A 19,672-nucleotide genomic window follows, 5' to 3' on the forward strand; every position below is an offset into this window, starting at 1 on the left:
GCCTCCCGTTGGGGGGCGGGCCCTTCGCTTCAGGCCTCTTGGTCTGGTTACTTCTCTTCGTCGAAGCGGCGGCGGAAGCGCTCTTCCATCCGTTCGGAGAACGAGCTGCGGCTGCGCGCGGGCTTGCCGTCCTCCTGCGCTCCCTCGGCGACCTGGTCACCACGACGCAACGTCGTCAGGGTGATGAGCGCACCGAAGAACATGAGCAGGAAGCCGAAGACGCTCACCACGGGAATGCTGGCGACCGAGAGCTGCGGGAGCATCACTCCGGTGATGAGCGCAGCCACGCCGACCACGAACAACACGATGCCCTGCACGCGGCGTCGCTTGGACGGCCGCCGCAACTTGGCGCCCCGTACGGTAGATGCGAACTTCGGGTCCTCGGCGTAGAGCGCGCGCTCGATCTGGTCGAGCAGTCGCTGCTCGTGCTCGGAGAGTGGCATCGTTCCTCCTCCGGCACAGCGGTCGCGGGCGCCGGGTGTTTTCGGTTTCCGCCGAACCCGGCGGACGACCCACCCTGGGGACGTCACCTTCCAGGATACGATCCGCGCGCCCCGGCGACTAGCCAGTCGGCCTTCTCATACGGTCTGATCTGTCACCATCATCCTCCTGGGGCAGTGGTGAGGCCTTCGTGAGGCCTGTTCCAGCCCCTTGTGGCCTTCCGTTCACACCTGGTTCGGCCGCGCGATCCGTCCGCGACAGCCCCGCTTGCTCGGATCAGCGCATGACCGAACTCATCGTCAACGGCGCCGCCGAGCAGGGCCTGACCGGCTGGCTCGTCGTCGCGGGCGCCCCCGTCGTGCTGCGGTACGACACGGGCCAGGGGTATCCGGGGCCGGGTGATCCCGGTCCGGCGCAGCGCGGCTCGTCGTTCTTCGGCGGCGGCGACACGCCACTGAGCACGCTGCGACAGAGCGTGACACTGCCGCGCCGGTCGTCTCAGTTCGCGGTGTCCGCGTGGCTCGGCGGCTACGCCGCGCAGCAGGACGGCGCCCGGCTGTCGGTGGAGTTCCTCGACGCCGGCGGCACCCCGCGCGGTCTGGTGGTGCTCGGTCCGGTGACGGCGGAGGAACGCTCGAGCCGCACCAGCCTGCTCGAGCGGTCGGCGCGCGGCACCGTGCCACCGGGCAGCCGCACCGCCGTCGTGACGCTGCAACTGACCCGTTCCGGTGGCGGCACGTCGAACGACGGCTACGCGGACAACATCTCGTTCACGGTCGGAGGCCGCTGATGCTGAACCGACGTGATCTCCTGCGCGCCGCGGCCGCCGCCGGCGCTCTCGGCACCGTGTGGCCGCTGTCGGCCGGCCTGTCTCCCGCCGAGGCTCACGCGGCCGCCCTGGACCTGGGCGCGTCGTGGGATCCAGCGCCGTTCACGCTGGGCGTCGGATCCGGGGACCCGTTGCCGGACAGCGTGGTCCTGTGGACGCGCCTGGCTCCCGAGCCGCTGGCGTTCGAGCAGCCGCTGCCCGAGATCGTCGAGGTCGAGTGGTCTGTTGCGTCCGATCGCACGATGCGCTCGCGGGTGGCGTGCGGGAGTGTCGCTTCGTCGAACCTGTTGGGGCACAGCGTGCACGTGCCCGTGCACGGTCTCCGGCCCGGCCGCACCTACTACTACCAGTTCTCGGCTCTGGGCAAGCGTTCTCGTGTCGGTCGCACGCGCACGGCCCCTGTCGGCCCGGTGTCTCGCGTCAGGTTCGCGACGGCGAACTGCCAGGCTTTCCACGACGGCTTCTACGCCGCACACCGCGGCATCGCCGCCGAGAAGCTGGATTTCGTCGTGCACCTGGGCGACTACATCTACGAGCACGGCCAGGTCGGCGGCGCGCACGTGCGTGATCACGAGGGCCCCGCCGTGCTGTCCCTTGCGGACTACCGGCGCCGCCACGCCTTGTACAAGGGCGATCCGTCGCTGCGCGACGCCCACGCGGCTCACCCCTTCTACCTGACGTGGGACGATCATGAGGTCGTCAACGACTACAGCGGCACCGACGGCTCAGCACCGTTCGTGAAGCGCCGCGCCGCCGCCTACCAAGCCTGGTACGAGCACCTGCCGATCCGCTCTGGGAGCGCTCTCGAACCACAGATCCACCGTCGTCGCCAGTGGGGTTCCCTCATCGACCTGACCGTCCTGGACCTGCGCCAGTACCGGTCCGCGCAGAACCTGGCAGGCGGCACGATCCTGGGCGCCGAACAGAAGAAGTGGCTGCTGGACGGCATTTCCGGCGCCCGCGAGGCGTGGCAGGTGTGGATCAACTCGATCATGCTGTCGCAACTGGCCCGCACCGGCGGCGGCTACTACTTCACCGACCAGTGGGACGGCTTCCTGGCAGAACGCCGCGAGGTGCTCGGCCACGTCGCCGCCGAGGGCATGAAGGACCTCGTCGTGCTGACCGGCGACTGGCACTCGGCGTTCGTCGACGACATCAGGCCGGACTTCGACGACGTCACGTCGCCGGTCATCGGCACCGAGTTCACCGCGCACTCGGTCACGTCGGGCGCGTACTCGCCGGAGTGGAACGCGGCGAACGGGCCGGTGATGGGAGCGGCGAACCCGCACCTGAAGTACTTCGAGGGCAACAGGTACGGGTACGACGTCTACGAGGTGACGCCTCAGCGGTTCACCACGCACATGAAGGTGATCGGGGACCGGCGGGACGCCTCGTCGCCGGTGTCGACGCTGACCACGTTCCACGTCGACCGGGGGAAGGCCGGGAGCTACGAGGATCCGGCGACTGTCGGGTCGCCTGCGCAGTACCGGCGTCCCTGAACGTGTCAGACCCGCTGAGTAAGCTCGGATTCGGGGGTTCCCGGGCCCTGTGTGGCCGGAGGGTGGAGCCCCCGAATCCGATGCTAGTCAGCGGGTCTGACAGTTTCTGGCGGGTCGGTTCTGGCCGTATCGCTTGGCCGTGAGTTCCGACCGCACCGCCTGGTCGTCGGTTTCGGGCAGGCGGCTTGGGCCGTCAGGTCCGGCCGTCAGTTCCAGCCGTCAGTTCCACACCATCAGGTCCGGCCGGTCAGGTCCGCACCGTCAAGGTCCGGCCGGTCAGCTTGCGATCTTGTAGGCGCTGATGATCGTGACCTCGCCAGTGTTGCCCGCCGCGTCCGTCGTCTTGGCGCGCAGCGAAGCGGACTTCGCACCCTTCGGGTGGTGCAGGACCACCTTGTCGCCGGCGACGTGCGCCTGCTTCCAGGTCGCGCCGTCGTCGTAGGACACCTCGACGGTGACGCGCTTGACCTTCGGCGTGTTCTGGGCCTGCTCGACCTTCAGCGGGACCAGTTGCACGCGGCCGTGCGCGGTGTCCTTGTCGTCGAGCTTCGGCAGGAAGCGGACCACCGTGAGCGGGAGGTGCGTGATCTCGCTGGTGTGCTTGGCCTTGAAGGTCCAGGCGCCGCTCACCTTCTTCGACAGCTCCGCGTCGCGGCTGTGTTCCATCTCGGCCCTGTACGTGCCTTCGCCGGCCGGGACGTCGAAGACCGCGGCGGGACGGTCCGACTCGCCGAGCTTGGTGCCGTTGTGGAACAACGTGGTCTTGGCCGTTCCGCCGTTGATCCTGCCCTCGCCGCCGTTGCTGTCGGTGAAGAGCGGCACCCTGACGGCGATCTGGTCTTCCAGCCTCGCCAGACCGAAACCGGGTGCCGACGGCACGGACGGGCCGAAGATCGCGGCGCCGAACGTCTGCGAGTACTTCTTGCCGCCCTTGAAGGAACGGGCGGGCGTCTGGGTCGTGTACTCGTTGTTGTTGTCCGGGCCGACGCGGTCGTAGACCCAGCTCCACTTGCCGGTGACGGTCGAGACGTGGTCGATCGCGCGGCCGCCTTCCGGCACCGGCGTGAACCAGCCGAAGCCGCCACTGCCGTCCACCGGGTTCGGCATCACGGCGATGCCGTGCTGACGGCCCTCACCGGCGTTGCGGAAGCTCGTCGTCATCTCGGCGAGCTCGTTCGCCTTGGCGGTGCGCTCGTAGCCGGTCGGCATGCCCTTCTCGGTGTACATCAGGCGGTAGCTGACCGGGGTCTTCTCGTCGCGTGCCGTGCCCTGGAACTGCTCGGCGATCGTCGTGGACAAGCCTGGAGCGTCCGGACCGATCTGAGCCGTGGACACCTGGCCCGCCAAGCCGCCGAAGAACGCCCAGCCGTGCCCGAACGTCGTTCCCGCGATCGGGACGGAGTAGCCGACCGTGCCGATCATGCTCTTGGCCGCGGCGTCCGGGGTCTTGAGCGCGACCGGTTTGGCGTTGCGCGCGTCGATCGTGATCGACCCCTTGCCGGTCACCTGGAACTTCGGCTGCACCTGGAACGCGACCTTGAAGTCCGGGGTGATGACACCGCTGTCCACGAGGTACTCGCCCTTGGGCAGGCGGGCGTTCTTGGCCAGTCCCGGATATGACTTGCCGGTCTTCGTGTTGACGAAGAACGTGCTGTGCAACTCGGCCGGGTTGCCGTCGGCGCCGAGCACCGAGACGGCCGTGTCGTAGCTTTCGACCTCACGGTTGACGCTGACGAGCGTGCGCAGGCCGTTCGACGCGACGATCGCACCGCTGTAGGCGCCGTCCGGCGCGTTCACCCTGGTGTCAGCGGTGATCGTGGCCTTCGCCTCGCCGCCGGCGGGGACGGTGATCTTCGCCGGAAACACGGTGAAGAGACCGGCGGGCGAGGGCTTGCCGTCCGGTCCCTTGACGTCCGTGCTCAGGTCGAGCGTGACGGGTTCCTTGCCGGGGTTGCGGTAGGTGACCTCGCGGACGATCTTCTGGTCGTCGTCGTGCGGCCACTGCTGCAGACCGAAGTTGATGTTCGCGGGGTCCGCGATCACCTGCTGCGCCAGCATCTTCGGCACGTCGACCCGGCCAGCGCCCTGATCGAACGCCGTCAGGGCCGGGTTCGCCTTGGCCGACGCCATGATGGTCGCCTTGAGCCGTGTGCCGGTCCAGTCCGGGTGCTGCTGCTTGAGCAACGCGACAACTCCCGCGACGTGCGGCGTCGCCATCGACGTGCCGTCCATCGCGACATGGCCCTGCGTGCCGGCCTCGGCCGCCATGATGCCGACGCCGGGCGCGGTCACGTCCGGCTTCACCGCTCCGTCCGCGGCCGGGCCACGGCTGGAGAACGGCGCGATGCCGTCGTTGCGGTCGACCGCGCCGACGGTCAGCGCGGACTCCGCGCTACCGGGCGAGCCGATCGTCTCCGGCCGCCCGGAGTTGCCCGCCGCGATCACGAACAGCGCGCCGGTCTCCTGGGAGATCCGGTTGACGGCCTCCTCGATCGGGTCGATCTCCGGGGTGTCACCGCCGCCCAGGCTCATGTTGATGACGCTCGCGCCCTGTTCGGCCGCCCACTGCATGCCGCCGAGGATCGCCGACTCGCTGCAGCCGCCCGGCTGGCAGACCTTGCCGTCGAGGATCTCGGCGTCCGGCGCGACACCGCGGTACTGCTCGCCCTTACTGGCGATGGTCGACGCGACGTGCGTGCCGTGCCCGACCTCGTCGGTGTTGTCCGGCGAGTCGGTGAAGTTCTTCTCGGCGATCTGCCTGCCCTGCAGATCGGGGTGCTTCTCGTCGACGCCCGTGTCGAGCACCGCGACCTTCACGCCCTTGCCCGTGACACCTGCCTGCCACGCCTGCGGCGCGCCGATCTGCTTGGTGCTGCGGTCGAGCGACACCTTCCGGATGCCGTCGAGCCACACCTTCTCCACCGCACCACCGCGCAGCGACTCCCAGGCGCTGCCCGACTTCTCGACAGTGCCGGTCACCAGGTCGTCGACCGACCCCTTCGCCGCCAACGCCGTAATGCCCGATCGTGCGCCCGCCGCCGGCCGCACGATCACAGGAACGGTGCTGCGCCGTGCATCGTCGTAGCCGAACTCGGCCAACGACGTCACGTCGAACAACCGCGGGTCGAGCTTTCCGTTGTCCACCAACGCGATCGCATCCGCGGGCACCACGTGCTGATGCCCGTCCCGCGTGAAGGTACGCACCGGCAGCCTGTCCCGCCCCGGTCCCGGCACGACCCGCACGACGCGGTTGCCGGCAAGTTCCACCCGGTCACCGGTGATCAGCGTGACGCTCCGGTCCCCCTGCCCCGATGCCCGCTCCCCCGCGTGCGCGACAGCCGTCGTCACCGTGATCGTTCCCGTGGTGACGAGGCCTGCCGACAGCGCGAGAGCGGTGATCCCCCTGCGGGCACCTCGCTGTCCTGCTCTCACTGGTTTACCTCCAGTGCTCGATGAGGTGTTGCCTCAGTGACCGTAGGGACACCGAGCGTCACCTCACCTCCGCCTGAAGGCCGGAGCTGCCCAGGCGGATGTCATCCCGCAGAGGTACCCGCACTGGCCGATCGGCTGGTTGACACGCCGTGGCCACTTCGACCGGCCCGCCTTTCGGGATTGAGTCGGGACCGGGTTCTCGTGCACACTTCGTGCTGCCGTCATCTGGGGGCGGCGCTGGGGGCTTTGGGGGAAGGTCGCTCTACTCATGCGTGTTTCGTTGCGTGCTGCCATTTCGGTGTCGATGCTCGTCGGTTTCTACGTCCTCGCCTTCGGGTTGATCGGTGGCCTGCTCGCGCTGGAGACATACGCCCTGATCGAGCGCCCGTTCGTCGGCGTGAAGCTGGCGCTGTTCGTCGTGCCGGTGGCGTACGCGCTGGTCAAGGGCCTGACCTCGCTGGAACGCCGCACGCGGGACGAGGCGCCGGGCACCCTCGTCACGCCCGAGCAGCAGCCCGCGCTCTGGGACCTCGTCCACCGCCTGGCCGCCGACGTCGGCACCCGCCCGCCGGACGAGATCCGGATCGTCGCCGCGGTGAACGCCGCAGTCGCCGAGGACACCCGCTTCCTCGGGCTGCGCGTCCTCGAACGCAGGATGTTCATCGGTGCACCTCTGCTCACCTCCTTGACCGAGAAGCAACTCATCGCGGTGCTCGCCCACGAACTCGGGCACTACGCCAACAAGGACACGCGCCTCGCCGGCGTCGTGGTCTCCGGCCGTGAGGCCATGCTGCGCGCCGGTTCCCACATGAACGCCAAGCGGTGGTTCCAGCGCATGATCGCCAAGCTGTTCCGCGGCTACGCCAAGCTGTACCTCCGTGTCTCCCGGGCGATCAGCCGCCGGCAGGAGTTCGCCGCCGACCGCGTCGCCGCCACGCTGGCCGGCTCGTCCGCCGCCGCGTCCGCCTGGCGCGAACTGCCGGTGATCGACGCCGCGTGGAACCTCTTCACCGACCGCCACCTCACCGTCGCGTGGGAACTCGGCTACCTCCCCACGACCTTCTTCGACGGCTTCGCCCGCCTGCGCACCTCCCCCGAACTCCACGAGGAACTGGAGGAGATCCGCCAGAACCCCCACGACCCGGACCGCGGCCCGTACGACTCCCACCCGCCACTGCGGGACCGCATCGCCGCGATCGAGGCCATGGCACTCGAACCCGAGTCAGGCTGGGGCGACCGCCCCGCACTGGAACTGCTCACCGACCCGATGCCGCTGCTAGACGCCGCCGTGCTCAACACGCTCGTGTCCGACGCCGCGTCGAAGGAACGCGTCGACTGGGCCACACTCGGCCACATCGGCGCCCGCGCCCGCGTCGTGCGCGGCACCGAACGGCTGCTGCAGGCGTCCGCGGCGGCGATGGACCAACCGCCGTCACTGACCACCGTGCTCGACGCGCTGGACGCGGGACACCTCGCCGGCCTCGGCACTCACGTGCCCGGCAACAGGGACGCCGGTGCCCGAGCCCGCCGCGAGATGGCCCGCGGCGAGGTGCTGCCCGAGCTGTCCGCGTTGGTGGCACTGGCGTTCTCCGACGCGGGCCTCGCCCGCTGGGAACTGGACTGGCTGGGACGAACCACGTTCGTCACCTCCTCTCACGACTCCGACATGGCCGAACACCTGGACGCCGCGGTCGCCGACCACGGCAGCACCGAGGGCCTGCGCGCCGCGCTCGCCACCGCCGGTGTGGCCCCCGACTACCGCCCCGCGCACTGAGCGTTCAGGAGAAACCCCGTGGTGCTCTCACTTCTGTTCAAGCCCAAGGAACTCATCACCGTCATCCGCCTGATGCGCGAAGCGAAGCGGCTGGGTGTGGAGATCGACGAACTCCCTTCCGACGTGGTGGCTTCGTACGTCCTGCCGAAAACCCACCCGGAGCGCTACGGCCTCGCCCCCGACGCCGAGGTGACCACCACCTCGCCGATCGAAGACCTGGCCCTCGCCGCCGTGAAGGACGACGTCCGGGCCGGCAACTGGGAGAACGCCGCCGACCTCGTCGCGTCGACCCACGGCGACTGGGACCGCCGCCAGCGCGTCGTCTGGGCCCTGGCCGACCTCGCCGCCAAGGACGACACCTGGATGGACGCCTGGCAGACCGCCCGCCCAGGCGACCCGCACTGGATCGTCGTGCACGCGATGTCGCTGGTCGCCCTCGCCTGGGACATCCGAGGCAGTGCCACCTCCTCCCAGACGACCCGCGAACAGTTCGAGGGCTTCCACCGCGTCCTGTTCGAGGCCCGCGAGGCAGCCGGTATCGCCGCCGCCGTGCTGCCCGACGACCCGACGCCGTGGAACACGATGCTGACGCTCGCCCGCGGCCTGCAGGTGGAGCACGACGAGTTCCGCGCGATCTGGGCGGAACTGATGTCGCGCGATCCCCTGCACCACAACGGACACGCGCAGGCCCTGCAGTACTGGTGCCGCAAGTGGCACGGGTCGGATGAGCTGGCCCTGACGTTCGCGATCGAAGCTGCCGCCAAGGCGCCCAAGCTTTTGTCTCTGCCGCTGCAAGCTGCGTACGAGGCTGAGGGCACCTCGCCTGACGTGTGGAAGTCGCCCGCGGTTGCCAGGGCCCTGGACGCGCTGCTGGCTCGGCTGGTGGATGAGGGTGCCGACACCTATGCGCTTCGGAACGACCGTGGGTATGCGATCTACGCCTTGCTTGAGCTGCAGCGGTTCGAAGAGGCTGTGGGGCAGTTCCGGGCTTTGGGGGCGTTGGCGGATGCAGGGCCTTGGGACTACTTCGGGGAGCCTCGGCTGAAGTTCTTGAGCCTGCGGGGAATCGCGGTCAAGGCCGCGGCCAAGGGCAAGGGGGTCAGGGCTCCGGTTCGGTAGTGGCTCCTTTCGCTGCGGCGGCTGGGATTCGGTACTGCATCGGGTGGGATTCGGGTGCAGCAGTAGGTGGGTTGGCAGGCTTTCGCTCGGGGTGCGCGGATTGCGGTCCGGCTGGGCGCTGGTCGGTGGGCGAGGCCGCTGGGGTGCGGCCCGGCTGGTCGGTGGGCGCTGGTCGGTGGGCTGGGTCGGTGGCCGGCTGCACAACAACGTTGGTGGGCGGGGCCACCGAACCGGCGTGCGACAACAACGCAGGGTCGAACTCGGGGTGAGCGGGATGCGGCCCTTCTGGGCGCTGGTCGGTAGCCCACGGTCGGTGGGCCGCGTCGGTGAGCCGGGTCGGTGGACCGCGTCAGTGGGCCGGCCGCCCACCAACGTTGGTCGGTGGGTTACCGAACCGGCGTGCGACAACATCGCAGGGTCGAACTCGGGGTGAGCGGGGTGCGGCCCTTCTGGGCGCTGGTCGGTAGCCCACGGTCGGTGGGCCGCGTCGGTGGGCCGCGTCGGTAGCCCACGGTCAGTGGGCCGGGTCGGTGGGCCGCGTCAGCGGGCCGGCCGCCCACCAACGTTGGTGGGTGGGTTACCGAACCGACGTGCGACAACAGCGCAGGGTCGAGCTCGGCGCCGCTGCTCGCGCGAGGTCGTCGGCGCGGCTTTCGCCTCGGACAGCGAGCCGACGGGCAGGCACGCCGCCGGGGACGACTTGCCTTGCGGGGTGCGCGAGGCAGTGCTCTGCCGTGCCCGGATGCCTTGTGGGCCGGGCGGGTCAGCCGACTGGTTGTGGGGTTCGGGCTTGTGGGACGGACGGTGGGCGGTGGTCCATCACGGCCAGTTCCAGCTGGCGGGCCGGGGAGTCGCCCAGGAGTTTGCGGGCCAGGGTGGTGCCCTTGCGCGGGGCCATGGCCAGCTCGGCTCTGAGGGCTTGGATGCCCACGTAGTGCGACACCTCGTCGAGGATGGCCTTGGTGTCCGGGATCGAGCGGGTTCGGCGGATCGCGTCTACCGCCGCGCGTTCCAAGGGGGCCACGTGGAAGCCCCGGCGCAGGGCTGGTTTGGGGAGGCGGTCCGTTCGTTCCAGGCGCAGGGTGCCGTGGCCCCAGGCGCCGGAGTTGCGTGGGGCCAGGACGTGGATGGCGTCCGCTGTCGGCAGGACGGATCTCATGCCGTGGAGGTAGAGGGCGTCGAACGCGGTGAGCATCGCGCCTTCTCCTGCGTAGAGGAGGGCGGCCTGCACCAGTTGTTCCCGGGACGGGCCTGCTCTGGACAGCAGGAAGATGCTCGGGAAGAGGCGCTGCCAGGGGCCGCCCGGACGGCAGCGCTGGTCGATCAGGGACGAGGACAGTCCTATGTGGATCAGGGCTGCCACTGGGGCCACTCGGTGGACGAAGAGGGTGCCCAGGGCTTCCAGGTCGATGGGGTGGCGCATGGGTCAATGGTGGGGTCGGGGAGGGCGGGGAATTCAGGGGGCGGCCGGATCTGTGGACAAGTCGGCGGCTGTGGACAAGTCGCGATCACTCGGGCTTCGGTTCGAAGTCCGCTGTCCTTTCTGGACTGTCGCGGAGCAGTGAGGCCGGCCGGACGGCCAGCGAGCCGAAGCGGGAACGGGCCTGGTCGGCGGCTTGTTCGGCTTCGCGCCAGCCTCGTTCCGGGGCGTCGAAGATCAGTTGCTGGGCGGAGTCGGCGTTGTCAAGACCCTCTATTCGGACGCCGATCAGACGGACCTCGCCGGGCGGGACCTGGGTGTCCAGGAGTTCGGCGGCCACCCGGAAGATCTCCTGGGTCACGTCGGTCGACACCGGCAGGGTGCGGGAGCGGGTGATCGTCGTGAAGTCGGAGAAGCGGACTTTGATCGACACCGTCCGGCCGTGCAGACCCTTGGCGCGCAACGAACCCGCCGAGCGCTCCGACAGGCGCAGCAGTTCGCGGCGCAGCAACGCGCGGTCGGCGACGTCGACCTCGAAGGTCTCCTCGGCGCCGATGGACTTCTCCCGCGACACCGGCACCACCGCGCGGTCGTCCACCCCGGAGGCCAGCGTGTACAGGTGCTCCGCCAGGGCCACGCCGATCTTGCGGCGCAGGCGCGGCAGAGGCATGGCGGCCACGTCGGCGACGGTCTCCAGACCCAGTCCCTCAAGCCTCGCAGCGGTTTTCGCGCCCACACCCCACAGGGCGGAGACCGGCAGCGGGTGCAGGAACTCGAGAGAAGCAGCAGCAGGAACGACCATCATGCCGTCGGGCTTGCACATGCCCGAGGCGAGCTTCGCGAGGAACTTCGTCGATGACACCCCGACCGAACAGGACACGCCCTGGTCGGCCAGCACGCGGGCCCTGATCAACTCCCCGATGCCACCGGGCGTCAGGCCGAGCCGGCGGAGCGCGCCACCGACATCCAGAAAGGCCTCGTCCAGTGAGAGAGGCTCCACCAGCGGGGTGATGTCGCGAAAGATCGCCATGACCCCGCGCGAGACCTCCTGGTAGAGATCGAACTGGGGCGGCAGGTACACGGCGTGAGGCGCCAACCGGCGGGCATGCGCGGTGGGCATCGCGGAACGCACGCCGTACTCACGCGCGAGGTAGTTCGCGGAACTCACGACGCCTCGCCCACCGACGCCGCCGACAACGACGGGCACGGACTCAAGCTCAGGACGTTCGCGGATCTCCACCGACGCGTAGAAGGCGTCCATGTCGACGTGCAGCATCCGGCAGCCCGTGTCGTCAGGCCAGACGCCATCACGCGCACGGAACCGGTCGACCAGGCCGCGTGGCAGGTTCGCACTGCGACCCATGAACACCCCTTTCGAACGTCAGTTCGACACAAATCCTACAGTTTGTAAACTCGCGAGGCGTTCTCCGACGCGATGAGCCGTGCGATGCGATGCGCGTCGTCCTCCACGAACGCATCACTCCGCAACCCATCAGCCAGGAAGTCCGACAGGGCGCGCCGGAACAGCATCGCGCCGAGGTAGTACAACTCGGGAAGAGCGAAGGCATCGGAGGAGAACAGAAACTTCCCGTACGGCACGATCTCCAGCGCCTCGGCGAACACTCGCGAGGCCTGATGTCCCAGCCCGTGCGTGGCCAGCCCGAGATCGCAGAACACGTGCGGGAACACCTGCGCGAGGTACCCGGCCTGCCGGTGGAACGGGTAGTTGTGCAGCAGCAACACCGGCACACCGAGGGCGGCGGTCGCCCGCAGGAACGGCGTCAGCAACGACGGATCGCACTGGTGCAGATCGAGGTCGGAGTCGCCGTACCCCACGTGGAACTGCAACGGCAGCCCGGCGTCCAGCGCCTCCCAAGCCAGCCAGGTGATCACCACCGGGTCCTCCAGCCGCCCGGACGACCACGCCGCCACCGCACGCTCCACCTCCGCGTCGGCAGGCCGCACGCCAGGAAGACCCAGCCCGATCCGGTACGCCGCAACGGACTTCGCCCCCACCGCCGACGACGAGGCGAGCCGCGACCGGACGAGGTCGACGAATTCCGAGGGCGAGACCGAAGGCCGCAAAGTCTCCGCCAGCACCTCCAGCCGCACGATCTCGTGCGCGACACCCCCGCCCAGCCCGGCCAGTTCGGCGGCCGACAGCAGCCGATCAGGCTGGAACCCGCCGTCCACCAGGAACGTGTGGATCCCGGACGCCATCAGGAACGTGCGCGACACCTCGGCGATGTGCAGCGAGTTCCGCCGTTCGAGGTACTCGTCGGCGGACGCGTGCCGAGGCAGGTCCAGCAACGGCGCGCACCAGCGCCGCACCGCGAACCCCACGGCGGAGTCGAAGAACGACCCACCGAGCGGGGAGACCGCATCGGCCTCCAGCAACAACGACTCGAACTCCGGACGAGCACTGTCGGTGCGCAACACACCGTGGCAGTGGTGATCTATCAGCCCTAGTTCGGCGACGAACGGCAAGATGCCCATAACCTTAGGATCGTGGACTCTGCGGAACGGGACCAGCGGTTCGAGCGGGCAACGGAACTCTTCGACGGGCTCAACGCGCGGGACGTGAGCGTCGTGGCGCTCACCTGGGTCGACAACAGCGGCATCATCCGCACCAAGTCCGTCCCCCTGCGCAGACTGGCCCACGCGGCGGCGCACGGCGTGGGCGCGTCACCGGTGTTCGACGTCTTCTTGTTCGACGACTGGATCATCCAGGGCCGGTTCGCCGGCGGCCCGGTCGGCGACCTGCGCCTGCACCCCGACCTCGAGCGCCTCACCGTGCTCGCGGGCCAGCCGGGCTGGGCCTGGGCGCCCGCCGACCGCCACTTCCAGAGCGGCGTCCCCTACCCGATGGACCAGCGCCTACAGGCCCGCAAGGCCGTCCGGAAGCTCGCCGACGCGGGTCTCACCGCCCAGGCGGGGTTCGAGATCGAGTGGTGCCTGGGCAAGACGGGCACCGACGACTGGGTTCCCGCAACGAGTGGCTCCGCGTACGGCCACGCCCGCCAGGTCGAGCTGTCCGACTACTGCGTCGACCTCCTCAACGCCCTGGACCGGCAGAACGTCGAGGTCCTCCAGTTCCACCCCGAGTACGCCGCCGGCCAGTTCGAGGTCTCCACCGCGCCGGAGGACCTGGTGGCCGCCGCGGACACGGCCGTGCTCGTCAAGGAGACCATCCGCGCCGTCACGATCCGGCACGGCATGCGCCCGTCGTTCTCCCCCAAGGTCGTCAACGGCGGCGTCGGCAACGGCGGCCACCTGCACCTGAGCCTCTGGCGCGACGGCTCGAACCTCTTCGACGGCTTCCAGGACGAGGCGAGGCAGTTCAGCGCGGGCGTCCTCAACCACCTCCGCGCGTTGTGCGCGATCGGCGCGCCCTCTCTCGCGAGCTATCTCAGGCTCGTGCCGAACACGTGGGCCGCACCGTTCGTGGCGTGGGGCGAGGAGAACCGCGAAACGGCGCTACGCCTGATCCGGGACAACCTCGAAATCAAGTGCTTCGACCTGACCGCGAACCCGTACCTCCTCGTCGCCGGCGTGGTCGCGGCCGGTCTGGACGGCATCGCCACGCAGGCCACGCTGCCCGAAGGCCTCAACGTCGACCCGGCGCTGCTCGGCGACGTCCAGCGCCTGCCCATGTCACTCAAGGAAGCCGTCGACGAGTTCGAGAAGGACACCGTGCTCACCGAGGCGTTCGGCCAGGAGCTCGCGGGCACGATCGCCGACGTGCGGCGCGGTGAGATGGAGAGGTACAAGGACGCGAGCCCGCAGGGGATCGCCAACATCACTCGCTGGCGGTATTGAGCTCCTTGCGCAACCGCGACAGCGCCCGGTGCTGAGCGACCCGGACCGCACCGGGCGTCGACCCGACCGCCTCGGCCGTCTCCTCCGCCGACAACCCCACCATCACGCGCAGCACGACGATCTCGCGCTGCTTCTCGGGCAGCACGCGCAGAAGCGTCGCCATCTGGTTCGAGAGCTCTCCTTGCATCGCGCGCTGCTCAGGCCCGGCCGCGGTGTCCATCGACTCCGGCAGTTCGGGCACGGCTTCGGCACGGTTGCGCGAGAAGCTGCGGAACGAGTCCGCCACCTTGTGCGCCGCGATCCCGTAGACGAACGCCAGGAACGGACGCCCCTGGTCGCGATACGACGGCAACGAGGTCAGCACGGCCAGGCACACCTCCTGCGCCACGTCGTCGGCCGACGCGAACGATCCAACGCGCGCACGGCAGTACCGCACGATCAACGGCCGGATGGTGCCGAGCAGCCGTTCGATGGCGGCGCGATCACCGGCGACAGCGCGCGCGACGTGCTCGTCCGCGTTCTGCGGGCGGCTCGAGTAGTAAGAGGGTGCCGGCGGGTCGACCGGCTCCTGAGCGCCACCGGTGGTCCGCTCGACCAACGCGTCGAGGGTCCCCCTGGAAGCGGAGACCGGCCCACCCACGGACGAGCCCTGGACGGCTTCCGCGGGCACCTTGCGGTGCAGGCCGGGTGTGAACTCCACGCAGATCACCGTTCCTCTTCTGGACGCCGGCGCACCGCGAGACGCGCCCGCCGGATCCGTCCTTCGACCGCGCGCGGGGTGAGTCGCACCAACTCACCGATCTCCGCATGCGAATAGCCCTGGTCATGAAGGAAGAGCAACCGCTTGCTGTCCTCGCTCAGCGTGGCGAACGCGGCGTTCGCCGCCGCCTGCTCGATGACCGCGTCCTCGGGCGTTCCCTCGGCCACGACGTGTTCGAGCGAGGCAAGCGTGTCCACGAGCCGTACGTCCTGCCAGCCGTGTGCGTGCGTCTGCCAGCGGCGGTACACGTTCGGGAACGCGAGCACGCAAGCGTTGAGGAAGTACTCGTTCAACGGCTGGCCGTGCTCGACCGACCACTCCCGGCCGAGCAGACCCCGGTCCCGGAAATAGACGAACCCCTCGTACACCGCGTCGCTCGCCAGTTCCTCGGCCTCCTGCCGCGCGATGTCCTGCTGGTGCAGGTAGCGGCCCTGCCGCCCGCAGCGGGAGAAGATGGCACCGGACCGCACGAGCTTCGTAACGATCGTGAGTCCGTGCCCGAGAAGCTGACGGTGGAACTGGTCCCAGCGGGGTCCGGATAGCCCAGACTCGCGGAAGTGCTGAACCAGCACCCCGTCGATGCGCAGCCGGTCGGCGGCAAGCGCTGAGTCCGAACTTCCCATGCCCCCTGGTCCCTATGTCGGTGTCTTCCTGCCTCTAGGTATGTCGTTTGGGTGCGTCCACCCCACGCACTCGCCACGACTGGTAACAAATGCAAACGAATGTCACCCGATCGGGACCGCCATTGACGCGATTTCCTTGCGAAGGCGACCGAGCGCACGGTGCTGGGCGACGCGGACCGCACCCGGCGTGGACCCCACGGCCTCCGCGGTCTCCTCCGCGGACAGACCCACCACGACGCGCAGTACGAGAATCTCGCGCTGCTTGGCCGGCAGGAGGTGCAGCAGCCGGCCGAGTGCGCCGTTCAGCTCGTCCTGAAGAACGAAATCCTCCGGCCCGACACCTCGCACGGCTTGGTCGGGCACCTCGGCCACCGGCTCCGCTCGGTTACGAGCCAGCGCCCGATGCGCGTCGGCGACCTTGTGCGCGGCGATGCCGTAGACGAACGCGAGGAACGGTCTGCCTTGCTCCCGGTACTTCGGAAGAGCCGTCAGCACGGCGAGGCAGACCTCCTGTGCGACGTCGTCCGCAGTTGTCGCGGAGCGACCGACACGCGCGCGACAGTACTTCACCACCAGCGGTCGCAGATAGCGAAGTAGCTGGTCAGTGGCCCTCGGCTCGCCTTGCACGGCCAGGCTGACCAGTTCTGCGGATGAAGCCGAACTCTCCATTCGAAGCGTCCCCTCGTCGACGTCCCGTGGAGGAGACGTGCGACACGTCACTCCTTATGCGCAAAGTAGGGAGAAACTTCAAACGTCACCCGTTTGCAGCAACGAACAGCGTTGGGTATTAGGCGTGGAGCAACCACTCCACGTAACCGAAACCCGCGCGTTCCGCCAATCCGGTGATTTCATGACGAGTAATCGCCCAATACCGTGCCTTGCCCACCACCACCCGAAGGCGCCGGTCAAATCAGCTCCTCGACCCCCGCGGACGTACGGAGCTTGGCCAGCGCACGGTGCTGAGCCACCCTCACGGCGCCCGGCGTCGAACCGATCGCCTCGGCGGTCTCCTCGGCGGACAGACCCACCACCACGCGCAGCACGAGAATCTCGCGCTGCTTGTCCGGCAGACCCCGCAGCAACTGACCCAGCCGCGCCGAGAGCGAACCGAGCAGCGCGTTGTCCTCGGGATCGACAGCCGACGACGGACCGTCCGGCACCTCGGCCACGGGCTCGGACCTGTTGCGCGCCGAGACCCGGTGCGCGTCCGCGACCTTGTGCCCGGCGATGCCGTAGACGAACGCCAGGAAAGGTCTTCCCTGCTCGCGATAGGTGGGCAGCGCCGTGAGCACCGCCAGGCAGACCTCCTGCGCCACGTCGTCCGCCGACGCGTACGCCCTTTCGTAGCGACCGACGCGCGCACGGCAGTACCGCGCCACCAACGGGCGCACGGAGGCCAGCAGCCGTTCGACAGCTTGCCGGTCACCCGCAACGGCCTCGTTGACCAATGAGGCCAGCAGGTCGGAACTTTCCATCGCGTTGGTCCCTACGTCGGCAGCGAAGTCATTATCTTTCGCCGCCAAGTTGTTCGGGACCACTCATCAGGGTCATAAAAGTCCCGGATGCAAAGGGTTTCAATCGGTGCGGCGGGCGAGCACGTGCAGGCGGGCGGCGACGTCCCGGAGCGGGGAACGCGTGGCGGCGGCCAGTTCCAGCTCGGCGAGTGCGTCGGCGACACCCGGATTCGCGTCCAGCACCACGCCGGGCACGAGGTCAGAAACTACCCCGTGACCCTGCAGGATCTCCACGGACAGACCAGCGTCCAGGACGAGTTTCTCGAGTCCGGCGACGTCGAACCGGCGCTGCAACGGGTCGCGCGTGCCCGCGAGCTGCCCCGCGTCGTCGTCCAGCAGCCTGCGCGCGTCGACGATGCGACCGGCGATCGCGCGGTGCAGGATCGCCGCGAACCGGTTCGCGACCAGCACCGACACGGCGCCGCCGGGCGCCACCGCGGCGGCCAGCGAGGCGAGGGCGGCGGGCGCGTCGTCCACGACCTCCAGCACCCCGTGTGCCAGCACCAGATCGGCCTCACCAGCGGGAACGCCCAACGAGTCCGTGTCGCCCTGGACTGCGTTGATCGTCACACCGGCTTCGCGCGCACGGGTGTGCAGCGTGGCCAGTGCGTTCGGTGAAGGCTCCACGACCGTGACCGCGCATCCTGCTGCGGCTAGGGGCACGGCCCAGACACCGCTGCCTCCACCAACGTCGAGCACACGGGGCTGTTCTCCACCCCTGCGCTCGCGTGCGGCGGCCAATTCGGCGTCGAGCACCCTCTGTACGGCGTCCGGTCGCATGTCCAACAGAGTAGGAGACCCTAGAGTGGGTCTGTGCATACGGTGTCCGTGCTCAGCCTCAAGGGAGGCGTCGGCAAGACGACGGTGGTGCTCGGCCTGGCCTCTGCCGCCCTCCGCCGTGGTGTCCGCACTCTGGTGATCGACCTCGATCCCCAGTGCAACGCCACGTCGACGCTGGAGCCAGAGGAGTCCAAGGCCAGCATCTACGACGTCCTGCAAGACCCGTCCGAGGAGAACGTCGAGCAGGCGATCCGCCCGAGCCGGTGGGGTGACGGCATCGACGTGCTGTCCGGGTCCGAGGACGCAGAGCTGCTCAACCACCCGGATCCGAACGAGTCGCGGCTGCATCGTCTGAAAGACGCGTTGCGCACGTTGCGCGACATGTACGACGAGTTCCCGTACCAGCTCGTGCTGCTCGACTGCCCGCCGTCGCTGGGCCAGCTGACCCGCTCGGCGCTGGTGGCGGCCGACCGCGCGCTGCTGGTCACCGAGCCGACGATGTTCGCGGTGGCGGGCGTGCAGCGGGCGTTCGAGGCGGTGCAGAACGAACGTGAGAGCAACAACGCCGACCTGCAGCCGTTGGGTGTCGTCGTGAACCGCGTGCGGCCTCGTTCGCACGAGCACCAGTTCCGCATCGAGGAGCTGCGCGACATCTTCGGGCCGTTGGTGATGCCGGTGGCGTTGCCGGACCGTCTCGCCGTGCAGCAGGCACAGGGCGCGTGCATGCCGATCCACGAGTGGGGCACTCCTGGCGCGCGTGAGGTGGCGCTGGCGTTCAACCTGCTGCTCGCCCGCATCCAGCGCATCTCGCGGAGCCGGCGCCGGGCCGTGCACCACGACTTCGACGACGACGAGATCCAGGAAGCGGTGGATGCCTGAAGGGGACACGGTCTTCCTGGCCGGTCATCGCATGCACGAGGCGCTGGCCGGGAAGATGCTGCGACGCGGCGAACTGCGTCATCCCCGGCTGGCCGCGCTGGACCTGAGCGGTCTGGACGTGCTCGGCGTGCGTACGTACGGCAAGCACATGTTCACCCGGTTCTCCGACGGGAACAGCCTGCGCAGCCACTTCCGCATGGACGGCTCGTGGCACCTCTACCGGCCCGGCGAGCGCTGGCGTCGTCCCGCGCACCAGGCCCGCGCGGTGTTCGAGGTGGACGACCGGCAGGCCATCGGATTCGCTCTGCACGACCTGGAGTTCCTGCCGACCGCCGATGAGGATCGGCTCATCTCCCATCTCGGACCTGATCTTCTGGCGGCCGGGTTCGACGCCGCTGAGGCTGTTCAGCGGTTGACCGCGGATCCTTCCCGGGCGATCGGGCTCGCATTGTTGGATCAGCGGATCATGGCCGGAGTCGGCAATCTCTACCGCGCGGAAGTGTGTTTCCTGCTGCGTGTTCTGCCGACCGCCCCGGTGTCATCTGTGGACGCCTCACGTGCGGTTGCGTTGTCACGGAAGCTCCTGCAGGCCAACCAGTGGCGGCCCGAACAGAGGACCACCGGCGACCTGCGCGCGCAGCACTACGTTTTCGAGCGGACCGGCAAACCCTGTTTGCGTTGCGGCACAAGAGTCCGATCGGACGAGATCGAAGGCAGATTCGTGTACTTCTGCCCACAATGTCAATCAGATTGAACCGAGACGCTCTTCCAGCCGTGTCCCCC

At 69.0% G+C, this 19,672-nt stretch carries 17 protein-coding genes; 7 read left to right on the top strand and 10 right to left on the bottom strand.

Annotated features, from left to right (window positions below):
* Nucleotides 1-47 precede the first annotated feature (47 nt).
* Entirely contained in the window at nucleotides 48-443 is a 396-nt protein-coding gene (locus tag IG04_RS0126770) for a DUF3040 domain-containing protein (RefSeq protein WP_030479482.1), read from the bottom strand.
* Between the two features lie 281 nt (nucleotides 444-724).
* On the opposite strand from IG04_RS0126770, the gene IG04_RS0126775 reads away from it, so the two are divergent.
* Both IG04_RS0126775 and IG04_RS0126780 read left to right on the top strand, forming a co-directional pair.
* Nucleotides 725-1,231, top strand: a complete 507-nt coding sequence (locus tag IG04_RS0126775; RefSeq protein WP_030479483.1) for a hypothetical protein — start codon at nucleotides 725-727, stop codon at nucleotides 1,229-1,231.
* On the top strand, nucleotides 1,231-2,769 hold the full coding sequence (locus IG04_RS0126780; RefSeq protein WP_084401422.1) for an alkaline phosphatase D family protein: 1,539 nt from the start codon (nucleotides 1,231-1,233) through the stop codon (nucleotides 2,767-2,769). Before IG04_RS0126775 ends, IG04_RS0126780 begins: the two co-directional genes overlap by 1 nt.
* Before the next feature lie 276 nt (nucleotides 2,770-3,045).
* On the opposite strand, the gene IG04_RS0126785 is transcribed toward IG04_RS0126780, so the two are convergent.
* Nucleotides 3,046-6,201, bottom strand: coding sequence for a S8 family serine peptidase (locus IG04_RS0126785; protein WP_084401420.1), 3,156 nt, complete (start codon nucleotides 6,199-6,201; stop codon nucleotides 3,046-3,048).
* Between the two features lie 268 nt (nucleotides 6,202-6,469).
* On the opposite strand from IG04_RS0126785, the gene IG04_RS0126790 reads away from it, so the two are divergent.
* Both IG04_RS0126790 and IG04_RS0126795 read left to right on the top strand, forming a co-directional pair.
* On the top strand, nucleotides 6,470-7,975 hold the full coding sequence (locus IG04_RS0126790) for a M48 family metalloprotease (RefSeq protein WP_030479486.1): 1,506 nt from the start codon (nucleotides 6,470-6,472) through the stop codon (nucleotides 7,973-7,975).
* A gap of 18 nt (nucleotides 7,976-7,993) precedes the next feature.
* Nucleotides 7,994-9,094, top strand: coding sequence for a hypothetical protein (locus IG04_RS0126795; RefSeq protein ID WP_051770747.1), 1,101 nt, complete (start codon nucleotides 7,994-7,996; stop codon nucleotides 9,092-9,094).
* A gap of 763 nt (nucleotides 9,095-9,857) precedes the next feature.
* On the opposite strand, the gene IG04_RS0126800 is transcribed toward IG04_RS0126795, so the two are convergent.
* The 3 genes from IG04_RS0126800 to IG04_RS0126810 all read right to left on the bottom strand — a co-directional run bounded on the left by IG04_RS0126800 (nucleotide 9,858) and on the right by IG04_RS0126810 (nucleotide 13,010).
* On the bottom strand, nucleotides 9,858-10,517 hold the full coding sequence (locus IG04_RS0126800) for a hypothetical protein (protein ID WP_051770749.1): 660 nt from the start codon (nucleotides 10,515-10,517) through the stop codon (nucleotides 9,858-9,860).
* An 85-nt stretch (nucleotides 10,518-10,602) separates the two neighbouring features.
* Nucleotides 10,603-11,877 carry a DNA polymerase IV gene (locus IG04_RS0126805; protein ID WP_030479489.1) on the bottom strand — a complete coding sequence of 425 codons (1,275 nt, stop codon included), beginning with the start codon at nucleotides 11,875-11,877 and terminating at the stop codon, nucleotides 10,603-10,605.
* Between the two features lie 35 nt (nucleotides 11,878-11,912).
* Entirely contained in the window at nucleotides 11,913-13,010 is a 1,098-nt protein-coding gene (locus IG04_RS0126810) for an amidohydrolase family protein (protein ID WP_030479490.1), read from the bottom strand.
* Nucleotides 13,011-13,022: 12 nt separating this feature from the next.
* Here IG04_RS0126810 and IG04_RS0126815 point away from each other — a divergent pair, with 12 nt between their 5' ends.
* Nucleotides 13,023-14,333 (top strand): type I glutamate--ammonia ligase, encoded by a 1,311-nt coding sequence (locus IG04_RS0126815; protein WP_030479491.1) that lies wholly within the window; start codon nucleotides 13,023-13,025, stop codon nucleotides 14,331-14,333.
* On the opposite strand, the gene IG04_RS42900 is transcribed toward IG04_RS0126815, so the two are convergent.
* The 5 genes from IG04_RS42900 to IG04_RS0126840 form a co-directional block, all read right to left on the bottom strand.
* Nucleotides 14,314-14,973, bottom strand: a complete 660-nt coding sequence (locus tag IG04_RS42900) for a sigma-70 family RNA polymerase sigma factor (RefSeq protein ID WP_420843970.1) — start codon at nucleotides 14,971-14,973, stop codon at nucleotides 14,314-14,316. The genes IG04_RS0126815 and IG04_RS42900 overlap by 20 nt on opposite strands.
* A 65-nt stretch (nucleotides 14,974-15,038) precedes the next feature.
* Entirely contained in the window at nucleotides 15,039-15,716 is a 678-nt protein-coding gene (locus IG04_RS0126825) for a sigma factor-like helix-turn-helix DNA-binding protein (RefSeq protein ID WP_030479493.1), read from the bottom strand.
* A gap of 102 nt (nucleotides 15,717-15,818) precedes the next feature.
* On the bottom strand, nucleotides 15,819-16,436 hold the full coding sequence (locus tag IG04_RS0126830; protein WP_420843968.1) for a sigma-70 family RNA polymerase sigma factor: 618 nt from the start codon (nucleotides 16,434-16,436) through the stop codon (nucleotides 15,819-15,821).
* 185 nt (nucleotides 16,437-16,621) lie between these two features.
* Complete coding sequence (locus tag IG04_RS0126835) at nucleotides 16,622-17,191, bottom strand: sigma-70 family RNA polymerase sigma factor (protein ID WP_051770752.1); 570 nt, start codon at nucleotides 17,189-17,191, stop codon at nucleotides 16,622-16,624.
* A gap of 99 nt (nucleotides 17,192-17,290) precedes the next feature.
* Nucleotides 17,291-18,010: a class I SAM-dependent methyltransferase gene (locus IG04_RS0126840; RefSeq protein WP_030479496.1), complete on the bottom strand. Its 720-nt coding sequence runs from the start codon at nucleotides 18,008-18,010 to the stop codon at nucleotides 17,291-17,293.
* Between the two features lie 33 nt (nucleotides 18,011-18,043).
* On the opposite strand from IG04_RS0126840, the gene IG04_RS0126845 reads away from it, so the two are divergent.
* Both IG04_RS0126845 and IG04_RS0126850 read left to right on the top strand, forming a co-directional pair.
* The gene (locus IG04_RS0126845; RefSeq protein WP_030479497.1) at nucleotides 18,044-18,889 is read left to right on the top strand and encodes a ParA family protein; all 846 of its coding nucleotides are present in this window, start codon (nucleotides 18,044-18,046) and stop codon (nucleotides 18,887-18,889) included.
* Nucleotides 18,882-19,643: a DNA-formamidopyrimidine glycosylase family protein gene (locus tag IG04_RS0126850; RefSeq protein ID WP_030479498.1), complete on the top strand. Its 762-nt coding sequence runs from the start codon at nucleotides 18,882-18,884 to the stop codon at nucleotides 19,641-19,643. Before IG04_RS0126845 ends, IG04_RS0126850 begins: the two co-directional genes overlap by 8 nt.
* Nucleotides 19,644-19,672 lie beyond the last annotated feature (29 nt).

Source organism: Lentzea albidocapillata, assembly GCF_000719115.1.
Lineage (GTDB): Bacteria > Actinomycetota > Actinomycetes > Mycobacteriales > Pseudonocardiaceae > Lentzea > Lentzea albidocapillata.